Source organism: Acidovorax sp. JMULE5, assembly GCF_013376875.1.
In the GTDB taxonomy this organism is placed as follows: domain Bacteria; phylum Pseudomonadota; class Gammaproteobacteria; order Burkholderiales; family Burkholderiaceae_C; genus Acidovorax; species Acidovorax facilis.
Window position 1 is genome coordinate 35,132 of record NZ_CP035951.1, and the last position, 20,795, is coordinate 55,926.

At 65.7% G+C, this 20,795-nt stretch carries 22 protein-coding genes; 5 read left to right on the plus strand and 17 right to left on the minus strand.

Going from position 1 to position 20,795, the window contains the following annotated elements:
- Positions 1-78 precede the first annotated feature (78 nt).
- Positions 79-1,419, plus strand: a complete 1,341-nt coding sequence (locus EXV95_RS00170) for an MFS transporter (protein ID WP_176885352.1) — start codon at positions 79-81, stop codon at positions 1,417-1,419.
- A 117-nt stretch (positions 1,420-1,536) separates the two neighbouring features.
- Here EXV95_RS00170 and tolA read toward each other — a convergent pair whose 3' ends face one another.
- The 12 genes from tolA to EXV95_RS00230 all read right to left on the minus strand — a co-directional run bounded on the left by tolA (position 1,537) and on the right by EXV95_RS00230 (position 11,420).
- Positions 1,537-2,499 carry a cell envelope integrity protein TolA gene (gene tolA / locus EXV95_RS00175; RefSeq protein ID WP_176885353.1) on the minus strand — a complete coding sequence of 321 codons (963 nt, stop codon included), beginning with the start codon at positions 2,497-2,499 and terminating at the stop codon, positions 1,537-1,539.
- Between the two features lie 30 nt (positions 2,500-2,529).
- Positions 2,530-2,958: an ExbD/TolR family protein gene (locus EXV95_RS00180; RefSeq protein ID WP_055398910.1), complete on the minus strand. Its 429-nt coding sequence runs from the start codon at positions 2,956-2,958 to the stop codon at positions 2,530-2,532.
- A gap of 14 nt (positions 2,959-2,972) precedes the next feature.
- A complete protein-coding gene (gene tolQ, locus EXV95_RS00185; protein ID WP_055398908.1) occupies positions 2,973-3,686 on the minus strand; it encodes a protein TolQ in 714 nt (237 codons plus the stop codon).
- Complete coding sequence (gene ybgC, locus EXV95_RS00190) at positions 3,683-4,102, minus strand: tol-pal system-associated acyl-CoA thioesterase (protein ID WP_121419468.1); 420 nt, start codon at positions 4,100-4,102, stop codon at positions 3,683-3,685. Before ybgC ends, tolQ begins: the two co-directional genes overlap by 4 nt.
- Before the next feature lie 6 nt (positions 4,103-4,108).
- Positions 4,109-5,293 (minus strand): pyridoxal phosphate-dependent aminotransferase, encoded by a 1,185-nt coding sequence (locus EXV95_RS00195; RefSeq protein ID WP_176885354.1) that lies wholly within the window; start codon positions 5,291-5,293, stop codon positions 4,109-4,111.
- Positions 5,294-5,401: 108 nt separating this feature from the next.
- A complete protein-coding gene (gene nusB, locus EXV95_RS00200) occupies positions 5,402-5,959 on the minus strand; it encodes a transcription antitermination factor NusB (RefSeq protein WP_176885355.1) in 558 nt (185 codons plus the stop codon).
- Positions 5,956-6,420, minus strand: a complete 465-nt coding sequence (ribH, locus tag EXV95_RS00205; protein WP_121419471.1) for a 6,7-dimethyl-8-ribityllumazine synthase — start codon at positions 6,418-6,420, stop codon at positions 5,956-5,958. The genes nusB and ribH overlap by 4 nt, the downstream gene beginning before the upstream one ends.
- Positions 6,421-6,425: 5 nt before the next feature.
- Complete coding sequence (ribBA, locus tag EXV95_RS00210; protein WP_176885356.1) at positions 6,426-7,547, minus strand: bifunctional 3,4-dihydroxy-2-butanone-4-phosphate synthase/GTP cyclohydrolase II; 1,122 nt, start codon at positions 7,545-7,547, stop codon at positions 6,426-6,428.
- 175 nt (positions 7,548-7,722) lie between these two features.
- Positions 7,723-9,408, minus strand: coding sequence for a DUF2235 domain-containing protein (locus EXV95_RS00215; protein ID WP_176885357.1), 1,686 nt, complete (start codon positions 9,406-9,408; stop codon positions 7,723-7,725).
- Between the two features lie 215 nt (positions 9,409-9,623).
- Complete coding sequence (locus EXV95_RS00220) at positions 9,624-9,920, minus strand: 2Fe-2S iron-sulfur cluster binding domain-containing protein (RefSeq protein WP_055398898.1); 297 nt, start codon at positions 9,918-9,920, stop codon at positions 9,624-9,626.
- A 13-nt stretch (positions 9,921-9,933) separates the two neighbouring features.
- Positions 9,934-10,572 carry a DUF938 domain-containing protein gene (locus tag EXV95_RS00225; RefSeq protein WP_176885358.1) on the minus strand — a complete coding sequence of 213 codons (639 nt, stop codon included), beginning with the start codon at positions 10,570-10,572 and terminating at the stop codon, positions 9,934-9,936.
- Between the two features lie 566 nt (positions 10,573-11,138).
- A complete protein-coding gene (locus EXV95_RS00230; protein ID WP_055398894.1) occupies positions 11,139-11,420 on the minus strand; it encodes a DUF427 domain-containing protein in 282 nt (93 codons plus the stop codon).
- Between the two features lie 355 nt (positions 11,421-11,775).
- Between EXV95_RS00230 and EXV95_RS00235 the strand changes: the two genes are divergently transcribed.
- Both EXV95_RS00235 and gshA read left to right on the plus strand, forming a co-directional pair.
- Complete coding sequence (locus EXV95_RS00235; protein WP_176885359.1) at positions 11,776-12,684, plus strand: SDR family oxidoreductase; 909 nt, start codon at positions 11,776-11,778, stop codon at positions 12,682-12,684.
- A 71-nt stretch (positions 12,685-12,755) separates the two neighbouring features.
- On the plus strand, positions 12,756-14,282 hold the full coding sequence (gene gshA / locus EXV95_RS00240; protein WP_176885360.1) for a glutamate--cysteine ligase: 1,527 nt from the start codon (positions 12,756-12,758) through the stop codon (positions 14,280-14,282).
- 86 nt (positions 14,283-14,368) lie between these two features.
- On the opposite strand, the gene EXV95_RS00245 is transcribed toward gshA, so the two are convergent.
- Positions 14,369-14,584: an oxidoreductase-like domain-containing protein gene (locus EXV95_RS00245; RefSeq protein ID WP_176888888.1), complete on the minus strand. Its 216-nt coding sequence runs from the start codon at positions 14,582-14,584 to the stop codon at positions 14,369-14,371.
- Positions 14,585-14,595: 11 nt separating this feature from the next.
- Positions 14,596-14,847, minus strand: a complete 252-nt coding sequence (locus EXV95_RS00250; protein ID WP_176885361.1) for a hypothetical protein — start codon at positions 14,845-14,847, stop codon at positions 14,596-14,598.
- A gap of 93 nt (positions 14,848-14,940) precedes the next feature.
- On the opposite strand from EXV95_RS00250, the gene ylqF reads away from it, so the two are divergent.
- The gene (gene ylqF / locus EXV95_RS00255; protein ID WP_176885362.1) at positions 14,941-15,918 is read left to right on the plus strand and encodes a ribosome biogenesis GTPase YlqF; all 978 of its coding nucleotides are present in this window, start codon (positions 14,941-14,943) and stop codon (positions 15,916-15,918) included.
- A 157-nt stretch (positions 15,919-16,075) separates the two neighbouring features.
- Positions 16,076-18,379: a bifunctional diguanylate cyclase/phosphodiesterase gene (locus EXV95_RS00260; RefSeq protein WP_176885363.1), complete on the plus strand. Its 2,304-nt coding sequence runs from the start codon at positions 16,076-16,078 to the stop codon at positions 18,377-18,379.
- Positions 18,380-18,698: 319 nt separating this feature from the next.
- Here EXV95_RS00260 and EXV95_RS00265 read toward each other — a convergent pair whose 3' ends face one another.
- The 3 genes from EXV95_RS00265 to EXV95_RS00275 all read right to left on the minus strand — a co-directional run bounded on the left by EXV95_RS00265 (position 18,699) and on the right by EXV95_RS00275 (position 20,679).
- The gene (locus tag EXV95_RS00265; RefSeq protein ID WP_176885364.1) at positions 18,699-18,842 is read right to left on the minus strand and encodes a hypothetical protein; all 144 of its coding nucleotides are present in this window, start codon (positions 18,840-18,842) and stop codon (positions 18,699-18,701) included.
- Between the two features lie 65 nt (positions 18,843-18,907).
- Complete coding sequence (locus tag EXV95_RS00270) at positions 18,908-20,188, minus strand: MFS transporter (protein ID WP_176885365.1); 1,281 nt, start codon at positions 20,186-20,188, stop codon at positions 18,908-18,910.
- 41 nt (positions 20,189-20,229) lie between these two features.
- A complete protein-coding gene (locus EXV95_RS00275) occupies positions 20,230-20,679 on the minus strand; it encodes a RidA family protein (protein WP_121507048.1) in 450 nt (149 codons plus the stop codon).
- Between the last annotated feature and the right edge of the window lie 116 nt (positions 20,680-20,795).

The window sequence follows — 20,795 nt, forward strand, 5'->3', positions numbered from 1 at the left end:
GAAACCGCACTTGTCCCAGATCAAACTTGCGTGTAGAACCAGAATGTCTTATCCAAACAACGACAAGGAGCCCTGTTCATGAGCAGCCCCGCCTCTGCCACTTACCCTGCGGCCGGCTTTGAAGAAAGCCCCGCCTCTCTCTCGCGGGCTGATACGCATGAAGACGTGACCCCCAGCGAAATTGCTGTGGGCGTGATCATCGGACGCTCGTCCGAGTATTTCGACTTCTTCGTTTTCGGGATCGCCTGCGTTCTCGTCTTCCCGTCCTTCCTCTTTCCATTCCTCTCGCGCCTGGATGGCACGCTGATGGCGTTTGCGCTGCTGGCGGTCGCTTTTGTCGTGCGCCCGGTGGGCACGGCCATTTCCATGGCCATCCAGCGGCGGTGGGGCCGGGGCACCAAGCTGACCATTGCACTGTTCCTGCTGGGCGTGTGCACGGTGGGGATGGCGTTCTTGCCGGGCTACAAGGACGCGGGCCTGACCGCCGTGGTGGCGCTGCTGATCCTGCGCATTGGCCAGGGTCTGGCGCTCGGCGGCTCGTGGGACGGCCTGCCGTCGCTGCTGGCCATGTCGGCGCCCAAGGAACGGCGGGGCTGGTTTGCCATGATCGGGCAGTTGGGCGCGCCTGTCGGGTTTGTGCTGGCGGCGGGTCTGTTTGCCTATCTGTACAGCAGCCTCAGCGTGCAGGAATTTCTGGCCTGGGGCTGGCGCTATCCCTTCTTCGTAGCCTTTGCCGTGAACGTGGTGGCCCTGTTTGCTCGCCTGCGTCTGGTGGTGGGGCAGTCGTACGCAGAGCTGCTGCAAGAGCGTGAACTGCAGCCCGTGCCTGTGAGCCGAGTGATACGTGACGAAGGCAGCAATGTGGTGCTGGGTGCTTTTGCCGCGCTGGCCAGCTTTGCTCTGTTCCACCTGGTCACGGTGTTCCCGCTGTCTTGGATCACGCTGTATTCGGACCAGCCGGTGACCCAGATTCTGGGCGTGCAGATCGTAGGCGCCTTCCTGGCAGCTGGGGCTATCATGGTGTCTGGCTGGCTGTCGGACCATCTGGGCCGCCGCAAGCTGCTGGGCGGCATGGCGGTGTTGATCGGCGCGTTCAGCTTTATGGCCCCCGTGCTGCTCAACTCGGGCGAGGTGGGCAGCACCATGTTCCTGCTACTCGGTTTTGTGCTGCTGGGCTTGTCGTATGGCCAGGCGTCGGGCACGGTAACGGCCAATTTTTCGCCCCAATACCGCTACACGGGCGCCGCTCTCTCAGCAGACTTGGCCTGGATCATTGGCGCCGCGTTTGCACCGCTGGTGGCCCTGTACCTGTCGGCCCAGTTCGGGCTGCTGGCTGTCACGGTGTATTTACTGTCGGGCGTGGCCTGCACGCTGGGAGCGCTGAACCTGAATCGGCGCATGGAGCGCCGGGACCGCTAAGGGGCAGAGATTTGCTATTGTTTATATAGCTATTTACGCTTGTCTATAAAGCGCTAGAGGCCAAAAAGGCTCTAAAAAATCGCCCGGTAGTACCGGGCGATTTTTTGTTGTGGAGGCTCAGTCCTGTGGTCTGAAGCCAATGGTCAGTGAAGGCGGCACGCGGCCATCCACATCGCGCGGCAGGGTCTCGGTCTTGTCCAGGGCGCGGAGTACTGCGTCATCCCAGGCCTTGTTGCCGCTGGACTGCACCAGGCGTTTGCCCACGATGGTGCCATCGGGCGAAAGGCGGACTTCCACCTCGGCGCGCGGGTTGCCTGAGATCGCGTCGGGGTACACGATGTTGGGCTTGACCTTGGCTGCAACCTTGCCGCCATAGCTGCCCGACGGACCAGCGCTGCGCTGGGCTGTGCCTGTGGCGTTCTCGCCGCCCGTGGCCCCCGCCAGGCCCTGGAGGCGGCGCAGGTTGGCTTCCCGCTGTTCTGCCAGCTGTTTGGCCTCCGCGTCGGCCTTGCGCTTGGCGGCTTCGTCCGCCTTGCGCTTGTCTTCGGCCAGCTTCTTTTGCTTGTCCTGCTCGGCCTTCTTCTGCTCGGCCAGCTGCTTTTCGCGCTGTTCCTTTTCTTTTTCCTTTTGCAGGCGTTCCTTCTTTTCCTGCTCCAGGCGGTCGCGGCGTTCGTCTTCCTTGCGCTCACGTTCGCGCTTTTCACGTTCCAGCTGCTGCTCGCGCGCCTTCTTCTCCTGCTCCAGGCGCTTTTTTTCGCGTTCGATGGCGATGTCCGCCTCGCGCGTGTCGGGCGGCTCCACGGCGCGGGGAGGCGGTGGTGGTGGCGGAGCGGGCGGACGCACTTCCGGGGGAGCGGGTGGTGGCGGCGGAGGCTCCACGGCGCGTGGTGCGGCCTGCTGGGGCACCGCAGCCCACAGTTCGGCCTCCACCGCAGGCTGGTCGGCGCTGTTCTTCCAGTTCACGCCCCAGGTGAGCGCACCGATGAGCACGACATGCACAAGCACCGCCAGTGAAATGGCGCGCAAGCGTGCCGGGGGGCGGGGCGGGGAAAACTGGTCGCGGTCGTTGTGGGCGTGCATGGGCTTCAGAGCGGCGGGCGTGCGTTCGGTTCAACCACCCTGTTTGACGGAAAGACCCACACGTTGCACGCCCGCCTTTTGCAAGGCATCCATGGCTTTCACCACGTTTTCGTACTGCACGCCCTTGTCGGCGCTGATGACCACGGCACTGGCGCTGTCAGCACCCTGGGCCTTCTGCCAGCGGCTGGCCGCGTCGCCGATCTCGCGCTGGTTCAGACTGCGTGTGGCTTCGGGCGTCTTGAACTGCAGCGTGCCGTCCTTGTTGACGATGACCTGGGCCACCACCTTGGGCATGTTCTTGCCTTTGCCCACGCTGGGCACATCAACAACGCCCGGCGTCAGCATGGGCGCCGTCACCATGAAGATGATGAGCAGCACCAGCATGACGTCGATGAACGGGACCATGTTGATCTCGTTGATGGTGCGGCGGCCTCGACCGCGGGATGCCATGGCGGGCATGTGGGCCTCCGTGCTCAGTGGCCCGAGGCCGTATGGCCTGCGGGTGCGGGCTGGGCGCCCAGGTTGCGCTGCAGGATGTTGGAGAACTCTTCGATGAAGGTCTCCTGGTGCGTGGCCACACGGTCGATGTCGCGGGCAAAGCGGTTGTAGGCGATCACAGCGGGGATGGCGGCAAACAGGCCAATGGCGGTGGCCACCAGGGCTTCGGCAATGCCAGGCGCCACGGTGGCCAGCGTGACCTGTTCCATGCCCGCAAAGCCGGTGAACGCATGCATGATGCCCCACACGGTGCCAAACAGGCCTACGTACGGCGACACGGAGCCGACCGACGCCAGGAATGACAGGCTCGATTCGACCACGTCCATCTCGCGCTGGAAGCTCGCACGCATGGCGCGGCGAGCGCCGTCAAGCAGGGTGCCGGGGTCCACGATGCGGCGCTCGCGCAGCTTCTGGTATTCACGCATGCCGCTGGCAAAAATACGTTCCATGGGCCCCGCCTGCTTGGCGTTTTGTGCGGCGCTGGCGTACAGGTCGTTCAGGCTGGTGCCCGACCAGAACTCGCGCTCGAAATCCTCATTGAGCGCTTTCACGCGCTTGAGCGAAAACAGCTTGCGGAAGATGGCTGCCCAACTGGCGACGGAGACGCCCAGCAACAGCAGCATCACGAGTTGCACCACCCAGCTGGCGTGCAGCACCAGGGTGATGATGGACATGTCTTGGGAGTTCATGGTGAGAGTTGTTCCAGCAGGGTGTTCGGAATTCTTGCGGGGCGCATGGTGGCAGCATCAACCCATCCGATGCGGATGGTGCCTTCGCTCAGCAACAAAGGGGCTTGTTCGGTCATCTGCTCTGGTTTCAGGAGCGCGCGCTGCACTATTGTCAATGATGCGCGGCCCGAGGCCTGCAGGGCGGCGGTAACAATCAGTTCATCGTCCAGCCGTGCAGGCCGGTGGTAGCGAAGCTGGGCATCGGTTACGACAAACATGCCCCCGGTTTGTTCCCGCAATCGCTGCTGACCCACGCCCAGCGACCGCAGCCATTCGGTGCGAGCGCGCTCGAAGAACTTGAGGTAGTTGGCATAGAACACGATGCCGCCGGCATCGGTGTCCTCCCAATACACGCGGATGGGAAACTCGAATGCCATCGCGCGTTACCCCAGCACGCTGCGCAGCCGCGCCACAGACTCTTGGAGTTGCGCCATGGAGTTGGCGGTGGAAAAGCGCACAAAACGTTCTGGCTCGGCCGTGCCGAAGTCACGCCCTGGCGTCACGGCGATGTGCGCACGGCGCATCAGCTCAAAAGCAAAGTCCCAGCTGCCGCTGACACCCAGGCGCTCGGCGGCCTGCGTGCAGTCCGCCCAGGCGTAGAAGGCGCCGTCGGGCATCACCGGCACCGAAAGGCCCATGGACTGCAGGGCGGGGATAAAGAAGTCCCGCCGGGCCTTGAACTCGGCGCGGCGGCGTTCGTATTCAGCAATGCTCTCTGCCTCGAAGCAGGCCAGCGCCGCGTGTTGCGACACGGTGCTGGCACAGATGAACAGGTTCTGCGCCAGGCGCTCGACCACCGGCACCATGGCTTCGGGCACTACCATCCAGCCCAGGCGCCAGCCGGTCATGTTGAAGTATTTGCTGAAGCTGTTGATGCTGATGATGTTGTCGTCGATGGCCAGTGCGGTGTGGCCAAACTCTTCCTCGTACGACAGGCCCAGGTAGATCTCGTCGATCATCGTGATGCCGTCGTGCGCACGCACCACGTCGTGGATGCGGCGCAGCTCATCGGGCGCAATCGAAGTACCCGTGGGGTTGGATGGCGATGCCAGCAACACCCCCCGCGTCTTCTCGCCCCAGGCGGCGCGCACCTTATCGGCGCTCAACTGGTAGCGCTCGGCCGCCGTGGTGGGCAGCAGCACGGCCTTGCCTTCTGCGGCGCTCACGAAGTGGCGGTTGCAGGGGTAGCTCGGGTCGGGCATCAGGATCTCGTCGCCCGACTCGATGAGCGCCAGGCACGCCAGCTGCAGCGCGGCCGAAGCACCGGCCGTGACGACGATGCGGCGTGCAGGCACATTGACGCCAAAGCGGCTCTGGTACCAGCCGCTGATGCGTTCGCGCAAGGCGTCCAGGCCCAGCGCATTGGTGTACTGCGTGGCGCCGCTGTGCACGGCGCGGGCTGCGGCCTCTTGCACCAGGGGCGGCGCGGTGAAGTCCGGCTCGCCGATGTTCAGGAAGATCATCGGCTCGCGCGTGCCCACCACCTCGCGGGCCAGGGCCTGCGCGGCCTTGGCGACCTCCATCACATAGAACGGTTCGATGCGCTCAGCGCGCGTGGAAAACTTCATGGGAAGGTGTCCTGCCCGTGCGGGTCGGGTGTTGCTCGGAAACTCAAGAAAGAAGGCCCCGTGCGTGGCAGTGGGTTGCACGCGCGGGAGCCTTTCGGCGGGGTGCGCTCAGGCTTCGTCGACGGGCGCGCCAGGCATTGCGCCCGGAGCCTTGTCGGCCGCCACTTCCAGCGCACGCAGCTTGGGGGCCAGGCCGTTGAGCACGGCGTTCACGTACTTGTGGCCGTCGGTGCCGCCAAACTCTTTGGCAAGCTCAATGCACTCGTTGAGCACCACACGCCATGGCACGTCCAGGCAGTGCTGAAACTCGTACACGCCGATCCACATCACTGCATGCTCGATGGGCGAGATCTCGGCCATCTTGCGGTCCAGCAGCGGGGTGATCAGCGCGTCCAGGTCGGCGGCGGTGTTGATGCAGCCGTGCAGCAGTGCGTCGTAGTGCACCGAATCGGCCTTGTGAAAGCCCGCCAGGTCGCGGGTGAACGCGTCGATGGCGTGCGCATCGTTCCCGCCCACCAGGTGCTGGTACAGCGCCTGTAGCGCGAATTCGCGCGCGCGGCTGCGGTTGGACTTGGAGGCTGCCTTGCGCGTGCCCGTGCTCTTGAGCCCGGTGCGGGCCTGCTTGGGCGGGCGTGCCGAGGACGGCGTGGGGGTGTTTTCGCTCATGACAGCTCGTCCAGCAGGTTGGCCATTTCCACCGCAACGCGGGCGGCATCGGTGCCTTTTTCGGTCTGGCGGGCGATGGCCTGCTCGACGTTTTCGGTGGTGATGATGGCGTTGGCAATCGGGATCTGGTAGTCCAGCGACAGGCGCGTGACGCCCGCGCCGGATTCGTTGGCCACCAGTTCGAAGTGATAGGTCTCGCCACGGATGATGCAGCCCAGCGCAATCAGCGCGTCGAATTCATCGCTTTCGGCCATGGCCTGCAAGGCCACGGGCACCTCCAGCGCGCCGGGCACCAGCACATGCTTGATGTTTTTCTCTTGCACGCCCAGCGCCAGCAGCTCGGCGCGGCAGGCGGCCGCCAGCGTGTTGGTGATGCTCTCGTTGAAGCGGGCCTGCACGATACCGATGTGCAGTTTCTTGCCGTCCAGCTTGTCCGCTGTTCCTTTGTCTGCGCCAAACATGTTCTTTATTCCTTGGGGATGAAGCCGGTGATTTCGAGGCCATAGCCCGCCATGCTGGGCATGCGGCGCGGCTGGCCCATCAGGGCCATCTTGTGCACGCCACATTCGCGCAGGATCTGCGCGCCCACGCCATAGGTGCGCAGGTCCATGCGGCCGCGTTCGGGGGCCTGCGCCGCGCGGGCGGTGCCTTCAAACTGGGCCAGCAGCTGGGCGGCGCTTTCACCGCAGTTGAGCAGCACGGCCACGCCCTTGCCTTGCTTGACGAGGTATTGCAGGCTGGTATCGAGGCCCCACGAGTGCATGGAGCGGTTGATTTCGAGCGCGTCGAACACCGACAGGGGCTCGTGCACGCGCACAGGTACCACGTCGTCGGCGCTCCACTGGCCCTTGACCAGCGCCAGGTGCACGGCCTGGCTGGGTTTGTCGCGGAAGGCGTGGGCGGTAAATTCGCCGTAGGCGGTCTGCAGCGTGCGCGTGCCGACCTTTTCGACCAGCGACTCGTTGCGACTGCGGTATTCGATGAGGTCGGCAATGGTGCCGATCTTCAGGCCGTGCTCAGCCGCAAACAGCTGCAGGTCGGGCAGGCGGGCCATGGTGCCGTCGTCCTTCATGATCTCGCAGATCACCGATGCGGGGCTGCAGCCTGCCATGGCGGCCAGGTCGCAGCCGGCTTCGGTATGGCCTGCGCGCATGAGCACGCCACCGTCCACCGCCTGCAGCGGGAAGATGTGGCCAGGCTGCACCAGATCGGCGGGTTTGGAGTTGCGGTCCACCGCCACCTGCACGGTGCGGGCACGGTCGGCCGCCGAGATGCCGGTGGTCACACCCTCGGCCGCCTCGATGGAGACGGTGAACGCCGTGCTGTACACCGTGCCATTGCGCGCGGCCATGGGGGGCAGCTTGAGGAACTCGCAGCGCTCACGGCTCAATGTCAGGCAGATCAGGCCCCGGCCGAAGCGGGCCATGAAGTTGATGGCCTCGGGCGTCACGTGGTCGGCGGCCAGGACGAGGTCGCCTTCGTTTTCGCGGTCTTCTTCATCCACCAGGATGACGATGCGCCCGGCGCGCATCTCGGCCACGATGTCCTCGACGGGGGAGATCGGCACGGGGGTGAGGGGGGAAGTCATGGAAGGGCGGGCTTTCGGTGGGCCGCGCGGGTGGCGCGCACCGCACGCTGTCCGGCCACGACCCGGGCGGGTCGATTCCAAAGAGCGGGCAGTGCGGGGCTGGCCGCACGGTGCGGGAGCGCTCTGCGCCCCAAAAGCCGAGATTTTAGTTCACTTGGGGCGCGGCCAAAGCGGATCACGCAGTCGAGCGGCCGCCGTCATGCCCGGCCAGCGCGCCGGCCACGATCAAGCCGGTCAGCAGCATCAGGGACAGCATCTTGATGCCGCTGGCCACCGTCAGCACTGTGGGCCAGTGGGCGAGGTGCATGTGCAGCGTGGCAAAGTTTTCCACGAGGTCCGACACCACGAGCGTGCCCATCGCCCAGTGTGCATGGCGTGAAAGGCCACCCAGGGCCCGGCCCGGCGGCACGGCCCGCGCGACCAGCCGCCGCACGGCCCACGCCACCGGGTAGGCCAGCCACAGGGTGTAGCAGGCGAGCAGGGCCCAGTCCAAGGCGATGGCGCGGCGCACGCCCTCGGCGTTGCACATCACCTCCCAGCTGGCATGCCAGTGGGCCGACAGCTGAAAGCCCGTGGGCAGGATCTGCAGCCACAACGGCGCGGTATCCAGGTCGCAGGCGCGGTAGCCAGCGAGGGTGGTGATGGCGTACAGCACGGCCGTGGCGGCTGCCAGCGCTATGCCCATCCAGCGCCAGGGTTGCGTGCGCGGCACGGTGCTGGCGGGCACGGCGCCGTCCACCCGGCGGGCCGTGGGGTCGATGAAGTCGCTGGTCTCACGGCCACGGGCATTCAGGCCGGTCCAGACCCAGTAGGGGCAGTCATACGCCTGGTCGTGCATGGCGGTGAGCGGGTCGCCGGGCTGCAGCCGGCTCTTGTCCACCCGCAAGCCGTGGGCAGCGGCTTCGTCCACCATCCAGGCCAGCGTGATGTTGGACAGCCCGTCGCGCGCGTACGAGCCGCCCACGTCGCTGTGCACGCCGCGGAACCAGCGCTGGTCGTAGCTGCGCCAGGGCTGCTCCTCGGCGGTGAAGTGCGGGTCTTCGTAGCGGCGGGGCGTGTACTTGCTGCGCGATTCATACAGCGACATGGCATGGCGCACGTGGGCAAAGCGCTTGCGGTCGAAGTCGGTGGAGTTGCTGATCTTGATGCTGCCCAGTCCGCCCAGGCCGATGGCCTCCACCGTGTCCCACACGCCCACGAAGTGCACCAGCGGCGTGCGGCCCAGCGAGAAGTTGTTGATCACGTCCTCCGCAAATTTCTCCCGGTCTTTGGTGCCGGCCTGGTTTTTGTGGCCGCGCGGCGCAAAGTAGGTGCGCACCAGCGTTTCGATGAGCGGCAGCCCCTCGGTGTGGATCAGGCCGTACATGTTGATCATCCCGGCCACCGACCGCGCCGTGAATGCGCCGCGCGAGAAACCGAACAGGTAGATGCGGTCGCCCCGCTGGTAGGTATTGACGAGGAACCGGTAGGCCTCTGCGATGTTGGGGAACACGCCGTTGCCCAGTGCCAGCCCTGCCAGTTGCCGCAGCTGGTTCTTGGCCTCGGACACGATCCCGTCCGCCGGGAACTCGTTGGTCGTGCCCACGCCGGGGTCGTAGTAAACGAGCTGGGTGGGCTCCTTGCCCGATGGGTCGTGGCCCTTGCCGAGCATGCGCAGCAGTTTGACCACGTTGGTGTCCTGCTGGTTGCCCAGAATGTTGCCGGTGCCGTCGAACAGCAGCACCAGGTTGCGGCCGGGCTTTTCGGCCCATTGCGCGTCCGCGGCGATGCACTGGGTCAGGATGTCCTCGCGGGTGGGGGGACGGTAGGCGGCGCGCGGTGGATTCGTGGCTACTGCGACCGGTGTGGCAAATGCGTTCATGAAGTCCCCCCTCGCTCTGCAACCAATCATGACTGACGCAAACAGTGCTCAGGCAAGCGACACGCCCACGGCAAAGCCGGTTGCTGCATCCCGATTGGCGTAAGTCTTCAATGTATGTGCCGCAGATTCTGGGTGACTACTGCCGGGCATGGCAAGCAGGAAAGCGCCATTCGGGGGGGCGGGCCGGGGCAGGGGGCAGGCCCCTTCAGCCAACGTCAGATGCTTTGCGCTTGCAACCGCACGTCGCTTGCCGGGTAGGCCACGCAGGGCAGCACGCAGCCCTCGGCCTTTTCTTCGGCAGACAGGCCGGGCCACTCGATGGCATAACGCACTTCGCCTTCGATCAGCATGCCGAGGCAGGTGCGGCAGGTGCCGTTGCGGCAGGAGCTGGGCCAGTCGATGCCGCCTTGCTCCAGCGACAACAGCAGGGGCTGCTCGGGCCAGGCGTCGCATTGCTGGCCGTCGGGCTCGACCTTGGCGATGAAAAAGGGGGCTGCGGTGGGTGTGTTCATGGGGTGCGTTTCTTCAAGCGTTGCGGGAGGCGTGTGTCCAAACCAGCAGCAGGTTGTTGGCGGGCATCGCATGCCGTGCGGCCAGTTGCAGGTCGGCCTGGGCGGCGACGGCGGCCACGTCTTCGATGCGGCGGATGCCCCAGTCGCCGTCTTGTGCGCGCAGGCTGGCGTCGAAAGACAGGTTGCCAGGCGCGGTGGGCACGCCATCTTCCAGGTACGGGCCGTAGGTGACGAGGTGGCCGCCCGGCGTCAGGTGGCGGGCGGCGCCTTGCATCAGCCCCGTGCAGCAGGCCCAGGGCGCGATGTGCAGCATGTTGGCGCAGTAGACCAGGTCGAACGACGCGGCGCCGAACGCCGGGCCTTCGCTGGGCCAGCGGTCATGCAGCACGTCCAGCCGCTGTGGCGCCCGCACGTTGCGGGCACTGGCCTGCTCGGCCCAGGCGGTGATCGATGCGAAGTGGGTGTTGTGCAGGTCTGTGGGCTGCCAGGTCCAGCCGGGCAGGGCGCTTGCAAAGTGCGCGGCGTGCTGGCCGGTGCCGCTGGCAATCTCCAGCGCGGCGCCGGTAGGTGGCAACAGGGCCTGCAGCTTCGCCAGGATGGGGCCCTGGTTGCGTTCGGCGGCGGGGCTGTGCTGGAGGGGGGCTGTGGTCACTGAGTATTTTGGTATTTTTAGCCTCTAGCGCTTATCTGGTAAGCGCTAGTAGCTATGAAATAGGGAGCACTTCGAAGAATGCCGACGGGGACTGTACCCCAGATGCTTTGTCCAGGTTGCACTGCCTGTTTTTTAGGCGGCATAAGAAGTTTCCTTGTAAATCAATGACTTAAAACTGTCATACAAGGCTTGTTCAGAGTTATCCACAAGATTGTCCAGTCCGGGAAGGGATAACCGGGGGTTCTTGGGGCCGTTTGAGGGGGTTGGCAGCGGGGGCGGATCGGGTTTTGGAATTGCCTGTTTTTTGAGCGCCACAAGGATATTCCTTGTAAATCAGTCACTTAAAGCGGCCATACAAGGCTTATCCAGGGTTATCCACAACATTGTCCAGTACAGAACGGGATAACCATCGCCATGCTGTCCTGCATTGCCTAAAAATGAGGCGGTGCAGGGTGATCCTTTACAAATCAAGCACTTGGCGTTGTCATACAGGGCTTGTCAAAACTTATCCACATGATTGTCCAGTGCTGGCAGGGATAACCCGCAGGTGGTGGGCTGCGGGGTGTTCAGGGGGTGACCTTCACGCCCTTCCAGAACGCCACGCGGCCTTTGATTTCTTCTGCTTCGGGCTTGGGGTCCGCGTAGAACCAGGCGGCGTCGGTGTTCATTTCGCCGTTGACCAGCAGCGACAGGTAGCTGGCCTGGCCCTTCCAGGCGCAGGTGGTCTTGTGGTTGCTGAAGGTGAAGTAGTCGCGGTGTAGTGCGCTTTCGGGGAAGTAGTGGTTGCCCTCCACCACCACGGTGTCGTCGCTTTCGGCAACTACTACGCCGTTCCAGACTGCTTTCATGGGAAATCCTTGGTAAAAATGGCCGCTGGCGCTTGATTTATAAGCGCTGTTAGCTATGAAATTGTGAGCAATGGGGTGCCGCTGCGGCAGCAAGCCCCCGGAACGGGACTGCGAGGCCGATTATTCCCAATGCGCCGCAGCTGTGCACGGGCCTCTGGGAACGCAGGGCTTTAGGCGGATATTGCCTTCATTTATTCAGTCGCCTGCGCAACCGGCGGCCAGCGCCGCGTGGCTTACAGTGCAGCGCGCGGTGCCCGCACATTGGGGCTGGGCGCCAGAGGCGGTTTAGAGAGATGCGTTTCTATTCCACTGATTGATGGACCAACCAAGACAACAGGACAGGAGAACCTTCACCATGGGTATTGATTTCAAAGGCCGTGTGGCCATCGTGACGGGCGCAGGCGGTGGCCTGGGCCGCCAGCATGCATTGGCTTTGGCAGCGCGCGGCGCCAAGGTGCTGGTCAACGATCTGGGCGGCGCGGTGGACGGCAGCGGCGGTACCGTGAGTGCTGCGCAGGCCGTGGTCGATGAGATCCGTGCTGCGGGCGGCGAGGCGCTGGCCAACGGCGCATCCGTCACCGACTTGGCCGCAGTCGAGGCCATGGTGCAGCAGGCCATCGATGCCTGGGGCCGGGTGGATGTGCTGGTGAATAACGCAGGCATCCTGCGGGACAAGTCATTTTCCAAGATGAGCATGGACGACTTCCGCCTGGTGGTGGACGTGCACCTGATGGGCGCCGCCAACTGCTGCAAGGCCGTGTGGCCGCACATGGTGGCCCAGCAATATGGCCGCATCGTGATGACCACGTCGTCCACCGGCCTGTACGGCAACTTCGGCCAGGCCAACTATGGCGCGGCCAAGCTGGCCCAGGTGGGGCTGATGCAGACCCTGGCCATCGAGGGCGCCAAGTACAACATCCACGTGAACGCCCTGGCCCCCACGGCCGCCACGCGCATGACCGAGGGCCTGATGCCCCAGGAAGTGCTGGACGCCCTGAAGCCCGAGGCCGTGGTGCCCGCCATGCTGGTACTGGCGCACGAAAGCGCACCCACGCGCACCATCCTGTGTGCGGGCGCGGGCACGTTCGAGGCCGCCCACATCACCCTGACGCAGGGCGTTCATCTGGGCATTGGCGCCGATGTGCCCGAGCAACTGGCGGCCCACCTGGCCCAGGTGACGGACCGTGCCGGCGAGCAAGTACCACAAAGCGGCGCAGCCCAAGGAACCAACGAAGTTGGAAAGGCCTTGGCCGCAAGGGCTTGATTTCCCCAGAGGCGGGCCAGCGCCCAACGTGCTAAGTTCCGGGCCGACAGAAGTTGGATCGGTACATACATATGAGCAAACTGCACGAGAGACTGGCCGCCTACCCGGCGGACGCCCTGGGGGGGATTCGCCGCGGCATCGAAAAGGAAGGGCTGCGCGTGCTGCCCACTGGCGGCCTGGCCCTCACGCCCCACCCGCTGGCCCTGGGCTCTGCCCTCACGCACCCGCTGATCACGACCGATTACAGCGAGTCGCAGCTGGAGCTGATCACCGGCGCCCACAAGGGCGTGCAGCAGTGCCTGGATGAGCTGACCGAGGTGCACCAGTTCGTGCACCACACCCTGAAGGACAGCGGCGGCGAGCTGCTGTGGGCCTCCAGCATGCCCTGCGGCCTGCCCACCGACGAGACGATTCCGATTGGCCGCTACGGCAGCTCCAATGTGGGCCGCGCCAAGAGCGTGTACCGCATGGGCCTGGGCCACCGCTATGGCCGCCGCATGCAGACCATCTCGGGCATTCACTACAACTGGTCGCTGCCGGGCGTGGACAGCGAGCAGTATTTCGCACTCATCCGCAACTTCCGCCGCCACGCGTTTGTGCTGCTTTACCTGTTCGGCGCGTCGCCCGCCTTGTGCCCCTGTTTTGTGGAAGGGCGCGAGCACCGCCTGGAGCGCATGGAGGGCGGCAGCGCGCTGTACCTGCCCCACGCCACGTCGCTGCGCATGGGCCGCCTGGGCTACCAGAGCGACGCGCAGGCCACGCTGGCCGTGAGCTACAACGGCCTCACGGGCTACGCCAACTCGCTGCATGAGGCGCTGACCAAGCCGTACCCCGCCTACGAAACCGTGGGCGTGCGCAACCCCGGTGGCGACTACAACCAGCTGGGCACCAGCCTGCTGCAGATCGAAAATGAGTTCTACGGCACCATCCGCCCCAAGCGCACCGTGCGCACCGGTGAGCGCCCGCTGCACGCGCTGCGCGAACGGGGTGTTGAATACGTGGAAGTGCGCCTGATGGACCTGGACCCGTTCGTGCCCGTGGGCATTACCGCGCCCACCATGCGCCTGCTGGACGTGTTTCTGCTGCACTGCCTGCTGTCCGACAGCCCTCCCGACACACCGGCCGAAATTGCCGAACTTAAGCAGAACCAGCACCTCACCGCAGAGCGTGGCCGCGAGCCCGGTTTGCACCTGTCGCGCAACGGCCAGAGCGTGCCGCTGACCGAATGGGGTGCCGAGGTGCTGGCCGCCTGCGAGCCGCTGGCCGCTTCGCTGGATGCCGCCCATGGCACCGACGACTACAGCACCGCGCTGCGCGATGCCCGCGCGCTGATGGCTGCGCCCGAGCGCACACCATCGGCCCGCGTGCTCGACAGCATCGTGCAGAGTCACCACAACAGCTTTGAATCCTTTGCCCGCCAACAGTCCATCGCTGCGCGCGACGCGTTGCTGGGCCTGCCGTGGACGCCTGAACAGCAGGCGCGCTACCTGGCGATGGCAGATGAATCGATTGCCGCGCAGAAAGCCATCGAGGCGGCAGACACGCTGCCGTTTGAGGAATGGCGCGAGCAGTACATGGCGGTGAAGGAGCTCGGGTGATGGGGCGCGCAGGCGTCAGGAAACTCCTTATTTGATAGCTGCTTGCGCTTATCCATCAAGCGCTAGAGGCTATTTTGGCGCTAATTTCAGCCTTGCAGCTGCAGCAGCGCCTCTTGCCGCCAGTATTCGGCCGCGTCCAGAAACCCCTCCCATACGCAGCCATTGCACCCGCGCCCACAGCAGGTGGTGGGCTCGGGCGGCGGGGTGCGCAGCGTAATGCCCATGTCTGCAGCGCATTGCTGCAGCGACAGGAACATCTGCTGCGCGGTCGCGCCGTCCACAGCGCGGGCCGGGGTTGCCATGGTGAGTGAAGTCACGGCTTGTGGCGCCCGGACTTGGCGCGGCGCACGGCGTACTGCACCCCAAACGCAATGCCCAGCACCAGCGCAAACCAGCCCACCAGGGCCGCCTGGCCCATCAGATCGCGCACGCTGGCAGAGCGGGCGACGTACGGCGCCAGCAGGATGACCAGACCAATCAGGGCCAAGGTCACGCTCTTGAACAGCAGCTCCTTGTGGGCCTTGGCGGCGGTGGCTTTGCGCGGGGTGTCGAGAGGGGCTGGCATGAAGGTCAAACAACGCCGTGGCGTAGGGCAAGTGGGACCGCGATTATCCTTGCCACCCTCAGATTGATTTGAAAACACAAGAAAGTACCTCGCATGGCCATCCAGTGGTTCCCCGGTCACATGCACCTGACCCGCAAAGCCATCACCGAACGCATCAAGGACATTGACGTGGTGATCGAGGTGCTGGACGCCCGCCTGCCCGGCTCCAGCGCCAACCCGCTGCTGGCGGAGATCACGGGCCACAAGCCCACGCTCAAGGTGCTCAACAAGCAGGACGTGGCCGACCCCGAGCGCACGGCGCAGTGGGTGGACTGGTACAACGCCCAGAGCGACACGCGCGCCTTGCCACTCGATGCGTCCGACCCGGCCCCCACGCGCAAGCTGATTGACGCCTGCCACCTGCTGTCGCCAAACCGGGGCGGCATGGCCAAGCCCATGCGGGTGCTGATCTGCGGCGTGCCCAACGTGGGCAAGTCCACGCTCATCAACACGCTCAGCAACAAGCGCCAGGCCAAGACGGGCGACGAGGCGGGCATCACCAAGCTGGAACAGCGTATCACCCTGGCCGACGACTTCTACCTGTGGGACACACCCGGCATGCTGTGGCCGCGCATTGTGGTGCCCGAAAGCGGCTACAACCTGGCCGCCAGCGGCGCCGTGGGCCGCAACGCGTACGACGAGGAGCTGGTGGCGCTGGAGCTGCTACGCCGCCTGCAGAAAAACTACGCCCCACTGTTGGAGGCTCGCTACAAACTGGGCCTGCCCGATGGGGCCGTGGCAACGATGCACGACGAGGAACTGCTCGAAGCCATTGGCCGCAAACGCGGTGCCATGCTGGGCGGCGGCAAGGTCAACCTGCAAAAGACGGCCGAGATCGTGATGACGGATTTCCGCACCGCCATCCTGGGCCGCATCACGCTGGAGACGCCCACCGAGTTTGAAGCCTGGCGCGCTGCGGGCCTGGCCGAAGACGCCAAGCGCCAGGCCAAGAAGGATGCGCGCGCCAAGTCCAAAGGCAAGGGCTCGGGTGTGCGCGAGCCTGCACCGGGCAGCGACGGCAGCACGGACTGACCGGGTTCCCGGCGCATCCCAGCGGGCGCACAGGATGCCCGCCGTCGGCGTTGCGTGGCCGCCGCTGCTGGCGTTTTGCTGGTAGCCGATCCGTAAGAACTTGAACAGGTTCTAAGGCTGCGGTTACGATGGCCTTCCTCCCGCTACCCTCGTCGCCATGGCCGAAGCCCCCGCTGTTCCGCTGCCCGACCACGAAGACGCCACCACACGCCATCTGGTGCGTGTGGCAGGGTGGGCCGTGATGCTGCTCGGTGGCGTCATCGGCGTGCTGCTGATGTTTGACGACCCCGTGCAGCCTGCGCGTGTGGCGCTCAATCTGGTGGCGGGCCTGGTGGGGGGCTCAGCGCTGTGGCTGGCGCGCCAGCAGCGCTGGACGCAGGCGGCCCACCTGCTGGTGTGGGGCGTGTGGGTATCGGTGTCGCTGGTGGCGGCCCGCAATGGCGGTGTGAACGGCCCCAACCTGCTCAACTACCCGGTGATCATCGTGCTGGCCGGCTGGCTGCTGGGGGCCAGGGCCACCCTGACACTGGTGGGGCTCACGGCGCTGCTGTTCCTGGGGTTCATCTGGGCCGACATCCAGGGCATGTTCAAGCCGGTGCAGGTGGCCAACCGGGTGGCAGGTGCGGTGTACCTGGCGGGCATTCTGGTGCTGACGGCCGCGGCCACGCTGCTGTCGCGCCGCAACTACATGAGCCGGGTGCAGGAGGCGCAGCAGACCGCCACCAACTTGGCTGCCAGCGAGGCCGCACTGCGCAAGCTGCTGCGGGCGGTGGAGCAAAGCCCCGAGAGCATCGTCATTACCGATCTGAATGAAGACATCGAGTATGTGAATGACGCCTTCTTGCGCCGCACGGGTTATGAGCGCGATGAAGTGGTGGGCAAGGCATCGGCCGACTATTCCAGCAATGGCCTGGCTCCTGCTCAGCGGGACGGCCTGCGCGCCACCCTGGCACGCGGCGAGAGCTGGGCGGGCGAGCAGGTCAATCGCCGCAAGGACGGCGCCGAGATTGCCGAGGCCGTGGTGGTGGCCCCCATTCGCCAGCCTGACGGCCACATCAGCCACTATGTAGAGCTCAAGCAGGACGTCACCGAACGCAAGCGCGCAGCGCAGGAGATCCACCGCCTGGCGCATTTCGACAGCCTCACCAGCCTGCCCAACCGATTCACGCTGATGGAGCGGCTGTCTGCGCTGCAGGGCCGCGCGGGCCGCCCGCCCAGCACGCAGCACGCACTGCTGCTGCTGGACCTGGACCGCTTCACCACCTTCAACGATGCACGCGGCAGCGAGATGGGCGACCGCCTGCTGTGCGCCGTGGCGCTGCGCCTGTCCGAGATACTGCCGCCCCAGGGCCTGCTGGTGCGTGTGGCGGGCGACGAATTTGCCGTGGTGCTGCACGGCTTGGGCGCCGATGCCTCGCTGGCGGGCCGGCGTGCCCTGGCCTTTGCCGAAAAGCTGCAGACAGCGCTGCTGCGGCCGCTGCACCTGCAAGACAACGACGCTGAACAAGCCCAGCTGAGTGCGAGCGTGGGCATCACGCTCTATCCGCAAAGCGCCAACGATGTTGCGCACGACGCCCTGCGCCGTGCAGGCACGGCGCTGCACCGCGCTAAGCAGGCTGGTGGTGGGCGGGCGGCCTTCTTCGAGCAGGGCATGGGCGAGGCGGCCGAGCAGCGCTTTCGCGTGGAGCGCGAGCTGCGCCAGGCCATCGGCGCGGGCGAGCTGCGGCTGTACCTGCAGTCGCAGGTGGACGTGTTGGGCCAGATCACCGGGGCTGAGGTGCTGGTGCGCTGGCAGCATCCGCGCGACGGCCTGGTGGCGCCGGGGGTGTTCATCCCCGTGGCGGAAGAGTCGGACCTGATCGTGAGCCTGGGCGGCTGGGTACTCTCCCATGCCTGCGCGCTGCTGGCGCAGCCGTTGTTTCAGGAGCGGCGGCTGCGGCTGTCGGTCAACCTGAGTGCCCGGCAGTTCCGGCAGGCGGGTTTTGTGCCGCAGCTGCGCGCCATGCTGGCTGCCAGCGGTGCCGACCCGCGCCTGCTCACCCTGGAGGTGACCGAAGGCCTGGTGATCGACGACTTTGACGACGCCGTGGCCAAGATGGGCGAGCTGGCGGCGCTGGGGGTGGACATGTCGCTGGACGACTTTGGCACGGGCTATTCGTCGCTGGCCTATCTCAAGCGCCTGCCGATCCAGGAGATCAAGATCGACCGCTCCTTTGTGCGCGACGCCCCCACCAATGCCGACGATGGCGTGCTGGTGGAAGGCATCCTGTCAGTGGCCCGCCACTTCGGCCTGCGCGTGGTGGCGGAAGGGGTCGAGACCCGCGATCAGGCGGATTTCTTGAGCCAACGCGCACCCGATATCGTGTACCAGGGCTACCTCTTCGGGCGCCCCGAGCCCGACACCGACTGGCTGGCCCGTGCGGCGCTGGTGGGCACCGCCACCGTGGAGGACGAGGGCTGAATTTCAAGCAAACACACCTGATGAGGTATCTATCTCCGATGGTCCTCACTCCCTCTCCCCTTGTGGGAGAGGGCCGGGGAGAGGGGTGCGAAACGGGCACGGCGCGGGTGCAGGCCCCCTCTCCCCAACCCTCTCCCGCGAGGGGCGAGGGGGAAATCCCCAGCGCTGCTGCTGCTGCGCAAGCTGATGTCCCCATCTGAGATAGGTGCTGAATCAAGCAAAAATAGCTGCCAGCGCTTATTGGTAAAGCGATGGTAGCTATTTTTATGATAGCAATCGGTGTGTTGGCGCTTCAGCGCCACCGCGTTGCGGGTGCTGGCTACTTGTTCTTGTCCTTGCCACGCGGAATGACGGCGGTCATCGGTGGCATGGGGCGGTCAGAGCCGCCGCTTTCCTTGGGCAGCGAAGTGTCCTTCTTGGGTTTCTTTGCCATCTTGTTGCTGCGTTGTTCGCCTTTGGCCATGGTGCCTCCTGTAAAGGTCTCGGAATGGGACCGTGCCAGGATGGTACGTCACAAACCGGCCCCTTTCAGCGTATGGCGGGCTGCGCCGCAGCGGGGTTCGCTGCCGCAGGCTGCGCTCGCAGAGCCAGGCGCTGGTCATGCACCAGTGCCAGCGCGTTGAGCACCGCGATGCCCCCACCCAGCGCACAGGTGGCGGCCCAGCCGCCCCATAGCCAGGCCACAGACCCGAGAGCCGACCCGCTGGCCGCGCCCGTGAAGTAGCTGGTCATGTACACCGCATTGATGCGCGCACGGGCCGTGGGGTCCAGCCGGTAGATCACGTTCTGGTTGCTGATGTGCACGCCCTGCAGCGCCAGGTCCACCACCAGCATGCCCACTACAAACCACACCAGGCTGGTGGCGCCCAGCCACAGCGCGCCCCATCCCAGCAGCAGCAACCCCACCGAAACGGCCGTGGCCACCTGGGCCTGCCCACGGTCGGCCATGCGGCCCGCCACATTGGCCATGAGCGCACCGGCCACGCCCGCCAGCCCCACCAGGCCGATGCCCGCATCGCCCAGGCGGTGGGCAGGCCCCGCCAGCAACAGCGCCATGGTGGAGAACAACACGCTGACCGACGCAAACGACAGCCCGCCCAGCAAGGCCCGGCTGCGCAGCCGGGGGTGGCGCAGGGCCAGCGTGCCCAGAGAGCGCAGCACCTGGCCATACCCCTGGGCCCGCCCAGCGTTTCGCGAGCGGGGCATTACCCACCACAGCGCCAGCGCCACGGCCACCATGGCCACGCCCGCCACGCGGTACACCAGCGTCCAGCCACCCAGTTCAGACAACAGCCCCGCCACGCTGCGCGCCGCCAGAATGCCCACAAGCAGCCCGCTCATCACCAGCCCCACCGCTCGCCCACTGCGGCCCGGCGCAGCCAGCGTGGCCGCCAACGGCACCAGCACCTGCGCCGCCACCGAGAACAGCCCCGTCAGCACCGTGCCCAGCGCCAGCAGGGCGTAGCTGCCTGCAAACCCGCTGGTGAACAGCCCCAGGGCCGCCAGCAACATCAGCGTGGTGATGAGCCGCCGCCGCTCCAGCATGTCACCCAGCGGCACCAACAACAACAAACCCGCCGCGTAGGCCACCTGCGCCAGCGTGACGATGAGCGCCGCCGAGGCGTCACGCACCTGCAACTGCGTGGCAATGGAGTGCAGAAGGGGCTGGTTGAAGTAATTGCTGCCCGCGCACAACCCGCAGGCCACGGCCATGAGCAGCAGCACCGGCGTGCTGAGGCCTGGCGCCTCTGCGCGGGGCGTGCTGGGCGGTGTGGTGGATGCGGAGCGGGAGTACGGTGGAGTGCTCATCTTGGGGACAGTGGTTGCCTGGGGTGGTGTGCATGCACAGCTCATGCCTGCATCACTGCTGTGGCCTCGATTTCAATCAGCATGCCGTCGAGCGCCAGCCGGGGCACCGGGATCAGCGTGCAGGCTGGTGCCGCCCCATCGGGCCACAGGCTGCGCACCGCCTGGCTGAACAGTGCCAGCCGCTGCTCGGTGTGGTCCACCACCAGCACGGTGAGCTTTGCCACATCGTGCACGCTGGCCCCCGCGCCTGCCAATGCGATACGCAGGTTGGTGAACGCCTGGCGCAGCTGCTCGCCAAAGTCGGCAGACAGCTGGCCCGCCGCGTTCTCGCCACCTTGGCCCGCCACAAAGACAGTGCGTGCCGGGGCGGGCGCCACCACCACATGGGTGTAGCCATTGGCACGCGGGTCGTACAGGCCCGGCGGGTTGATGAAGCGCAGCGTGGAAGTTGCCGTGGCGGGGTGCTGGGTTGTTGCGGTATCAAGGCGCATGGTGCAGAAATCCTGAGAAGGGATGTGAAGGTGAAACCCAAGGTGGAATTGCCGGAAAGCCTGGGCGACCGCAGTCGCAGCGGCATCGGCGGCGGTTGCAAGGGCTTCGTGGGTTA

What these genes read in the sequence shown, in the direction of transcription:
- EXV95_RS00170 (WP_176885352.1), top strand. Translation starts at nt 79, where the DNA reads ATGAGCAGCCCCGCCTCTGCCACTTACCCTGCGGCCGGCTTTGAAGAA.
- tolA (WP_176885353.1), bottom strand. Translation starts at nt 2,499, where the DNA reads ATGCACGCCCACAACGACCGCGACCAGTTTTCCCCGCCCCGCCCCCCG.
- EXV95_RS00180 (WP_055398910.1), bottom strand. Translation starts at nt 2,958, where the DNA reads ATGCCCGCCATGGCATCCCGCGGTCGAGGCCGCCGCACCATCAACGAG.
- tolQ (WP_055398908.1), bottom strand. Translation starts at nt 3,686, where the DNA reads ATGAACTCCCAAGACATGTCCATCATCACCCTGGTGCTGCACGCCAGC.
- ybgC (WP_121419468.1), bottom strand. Translation starts at nt 4,102, where the DNA reads ATGGCATTCGAGTTTCCCATCCGCGTGTATTGGGAGGACACCGATGCC.
- EXV95_RS00195 (WP_176885354.1), bottom strand. Translation starts at nt 5,293, where the DNA reads ATGAAGTTTTCCACGCGCGCTGAGCGCATCGAACCGTTCTATGTGATG.
- nusB (WP_176885355.1), bottom strand. Translation starts at nt 5,959, where the DNA reads ATGAGCGAAAACACCCCCACGCCGTCCTCGGCACGCCCGCCCAAGCAG.
- ribH (WP_121419471.1), bottom strand. Translation starts at nt 6,420, where the DNA reads ATGTTTGGCGCAGACAAAGGAACAGCGGACAAGCTGGACGGCAAGAAA.
- ribBA (WP_176885356.1), bottom strand. Translation starts at nt 7,547, where the DNA reads ATGACTTCCCCCCTCACCCCCGTGCCGATCTCCCCCGTCGAGGACATC.
- EXV95_RS00215 (WP_176885357.1), bottom strand. Translation starts at nt 9,408, where the DNA reads ATGAACGCATTTGCCACACCGGTCGCAGTAGCCACGAATCCACCGCGC.
- EXV95_RS00220 (WP_055398898.1), bottom strand. Translation starts at nt 9,920, where the DNA reads ATGAACACACCCACCGCAGCCCCCTTTTTCATCGCCAAGGTCGAGCCC.
- EXV95_RS00230 (WP_055398894.1), bottom strand. Translation starts at nt 11,420, where the DNA reads ATGAAAGCAGTCTGGAACGGCGTAGTAGTTGCCGAAAGCGACGACACC.
- EXV95_RS00235 (WP_176885359.1), top strand. Translation starts at nt 11,776, where the DNA reads ATGGGTATTGATTTCAAAGGCCGTGTGGCCATCGTGACGGGCGCAGGC.
- gshA (WP_176885360.1), top strand. Translation starts at nt 12,756, where the DNA reads ATGAGCAAACTGCACGAGAGACTGGCCGCCTACCCGGCGGACGCCCTG.
- EXV95_RS00245 (WP_176888888.1), bottom strand. Translation starts at nt 14,584, where the DNA reads ATGGCAACCCCGGCCCGCGCTGTGGACGGCGCGACCGCGCAGCAGATG.
- EXV95_RS00250 (WP_176885361.1), bottom strand. Translation starts at nt 14,847, where the DNA reads ATGCCAGCCCCTCTCGACACCCCGCGCAAAGCCACCGCCGCCAAGGCC.
- ylqF (WP_176885362.1), top strand. Translation starts at nt 14,941, where the DNA reads ATGGCCATCCAGTGGTTCCCCGGTCACATGCACCTGACCCGCAAAGCC.
- EXV95_RS00260 (WP_176885363.1), top strand. Translation starts at nt 16,076, where the DNA reads ATGGCCGAAGCCCCCGCTGTTCCGCTGCCCGACCACGAAGACGCCACC.
- EXV95_RS00265 (WP_176885364.1), bottom strand. Translation starts at nt 18,842, where the DNA reads ATGGCCAAAGGCGAACAACGCAGCAACAAGATGGCAAAGAAACCCAAG.
- EXV95_RS00270 (WP_176885365.1), bottom strand. Translation starts at nt 20,188, where the DNA reads ATGAGCACTCCACCGTACTCCCGCTCCGCATCCACCACACCGCCCAGC.
- EXV95_RS00275 (WP_121507048.1), bottom strand. Translation starts at nt 20,679, where the DNA reads ATGCGCCTTGATACCGCAACAACCCAGCACCCCGCCACGGCAACTTCC.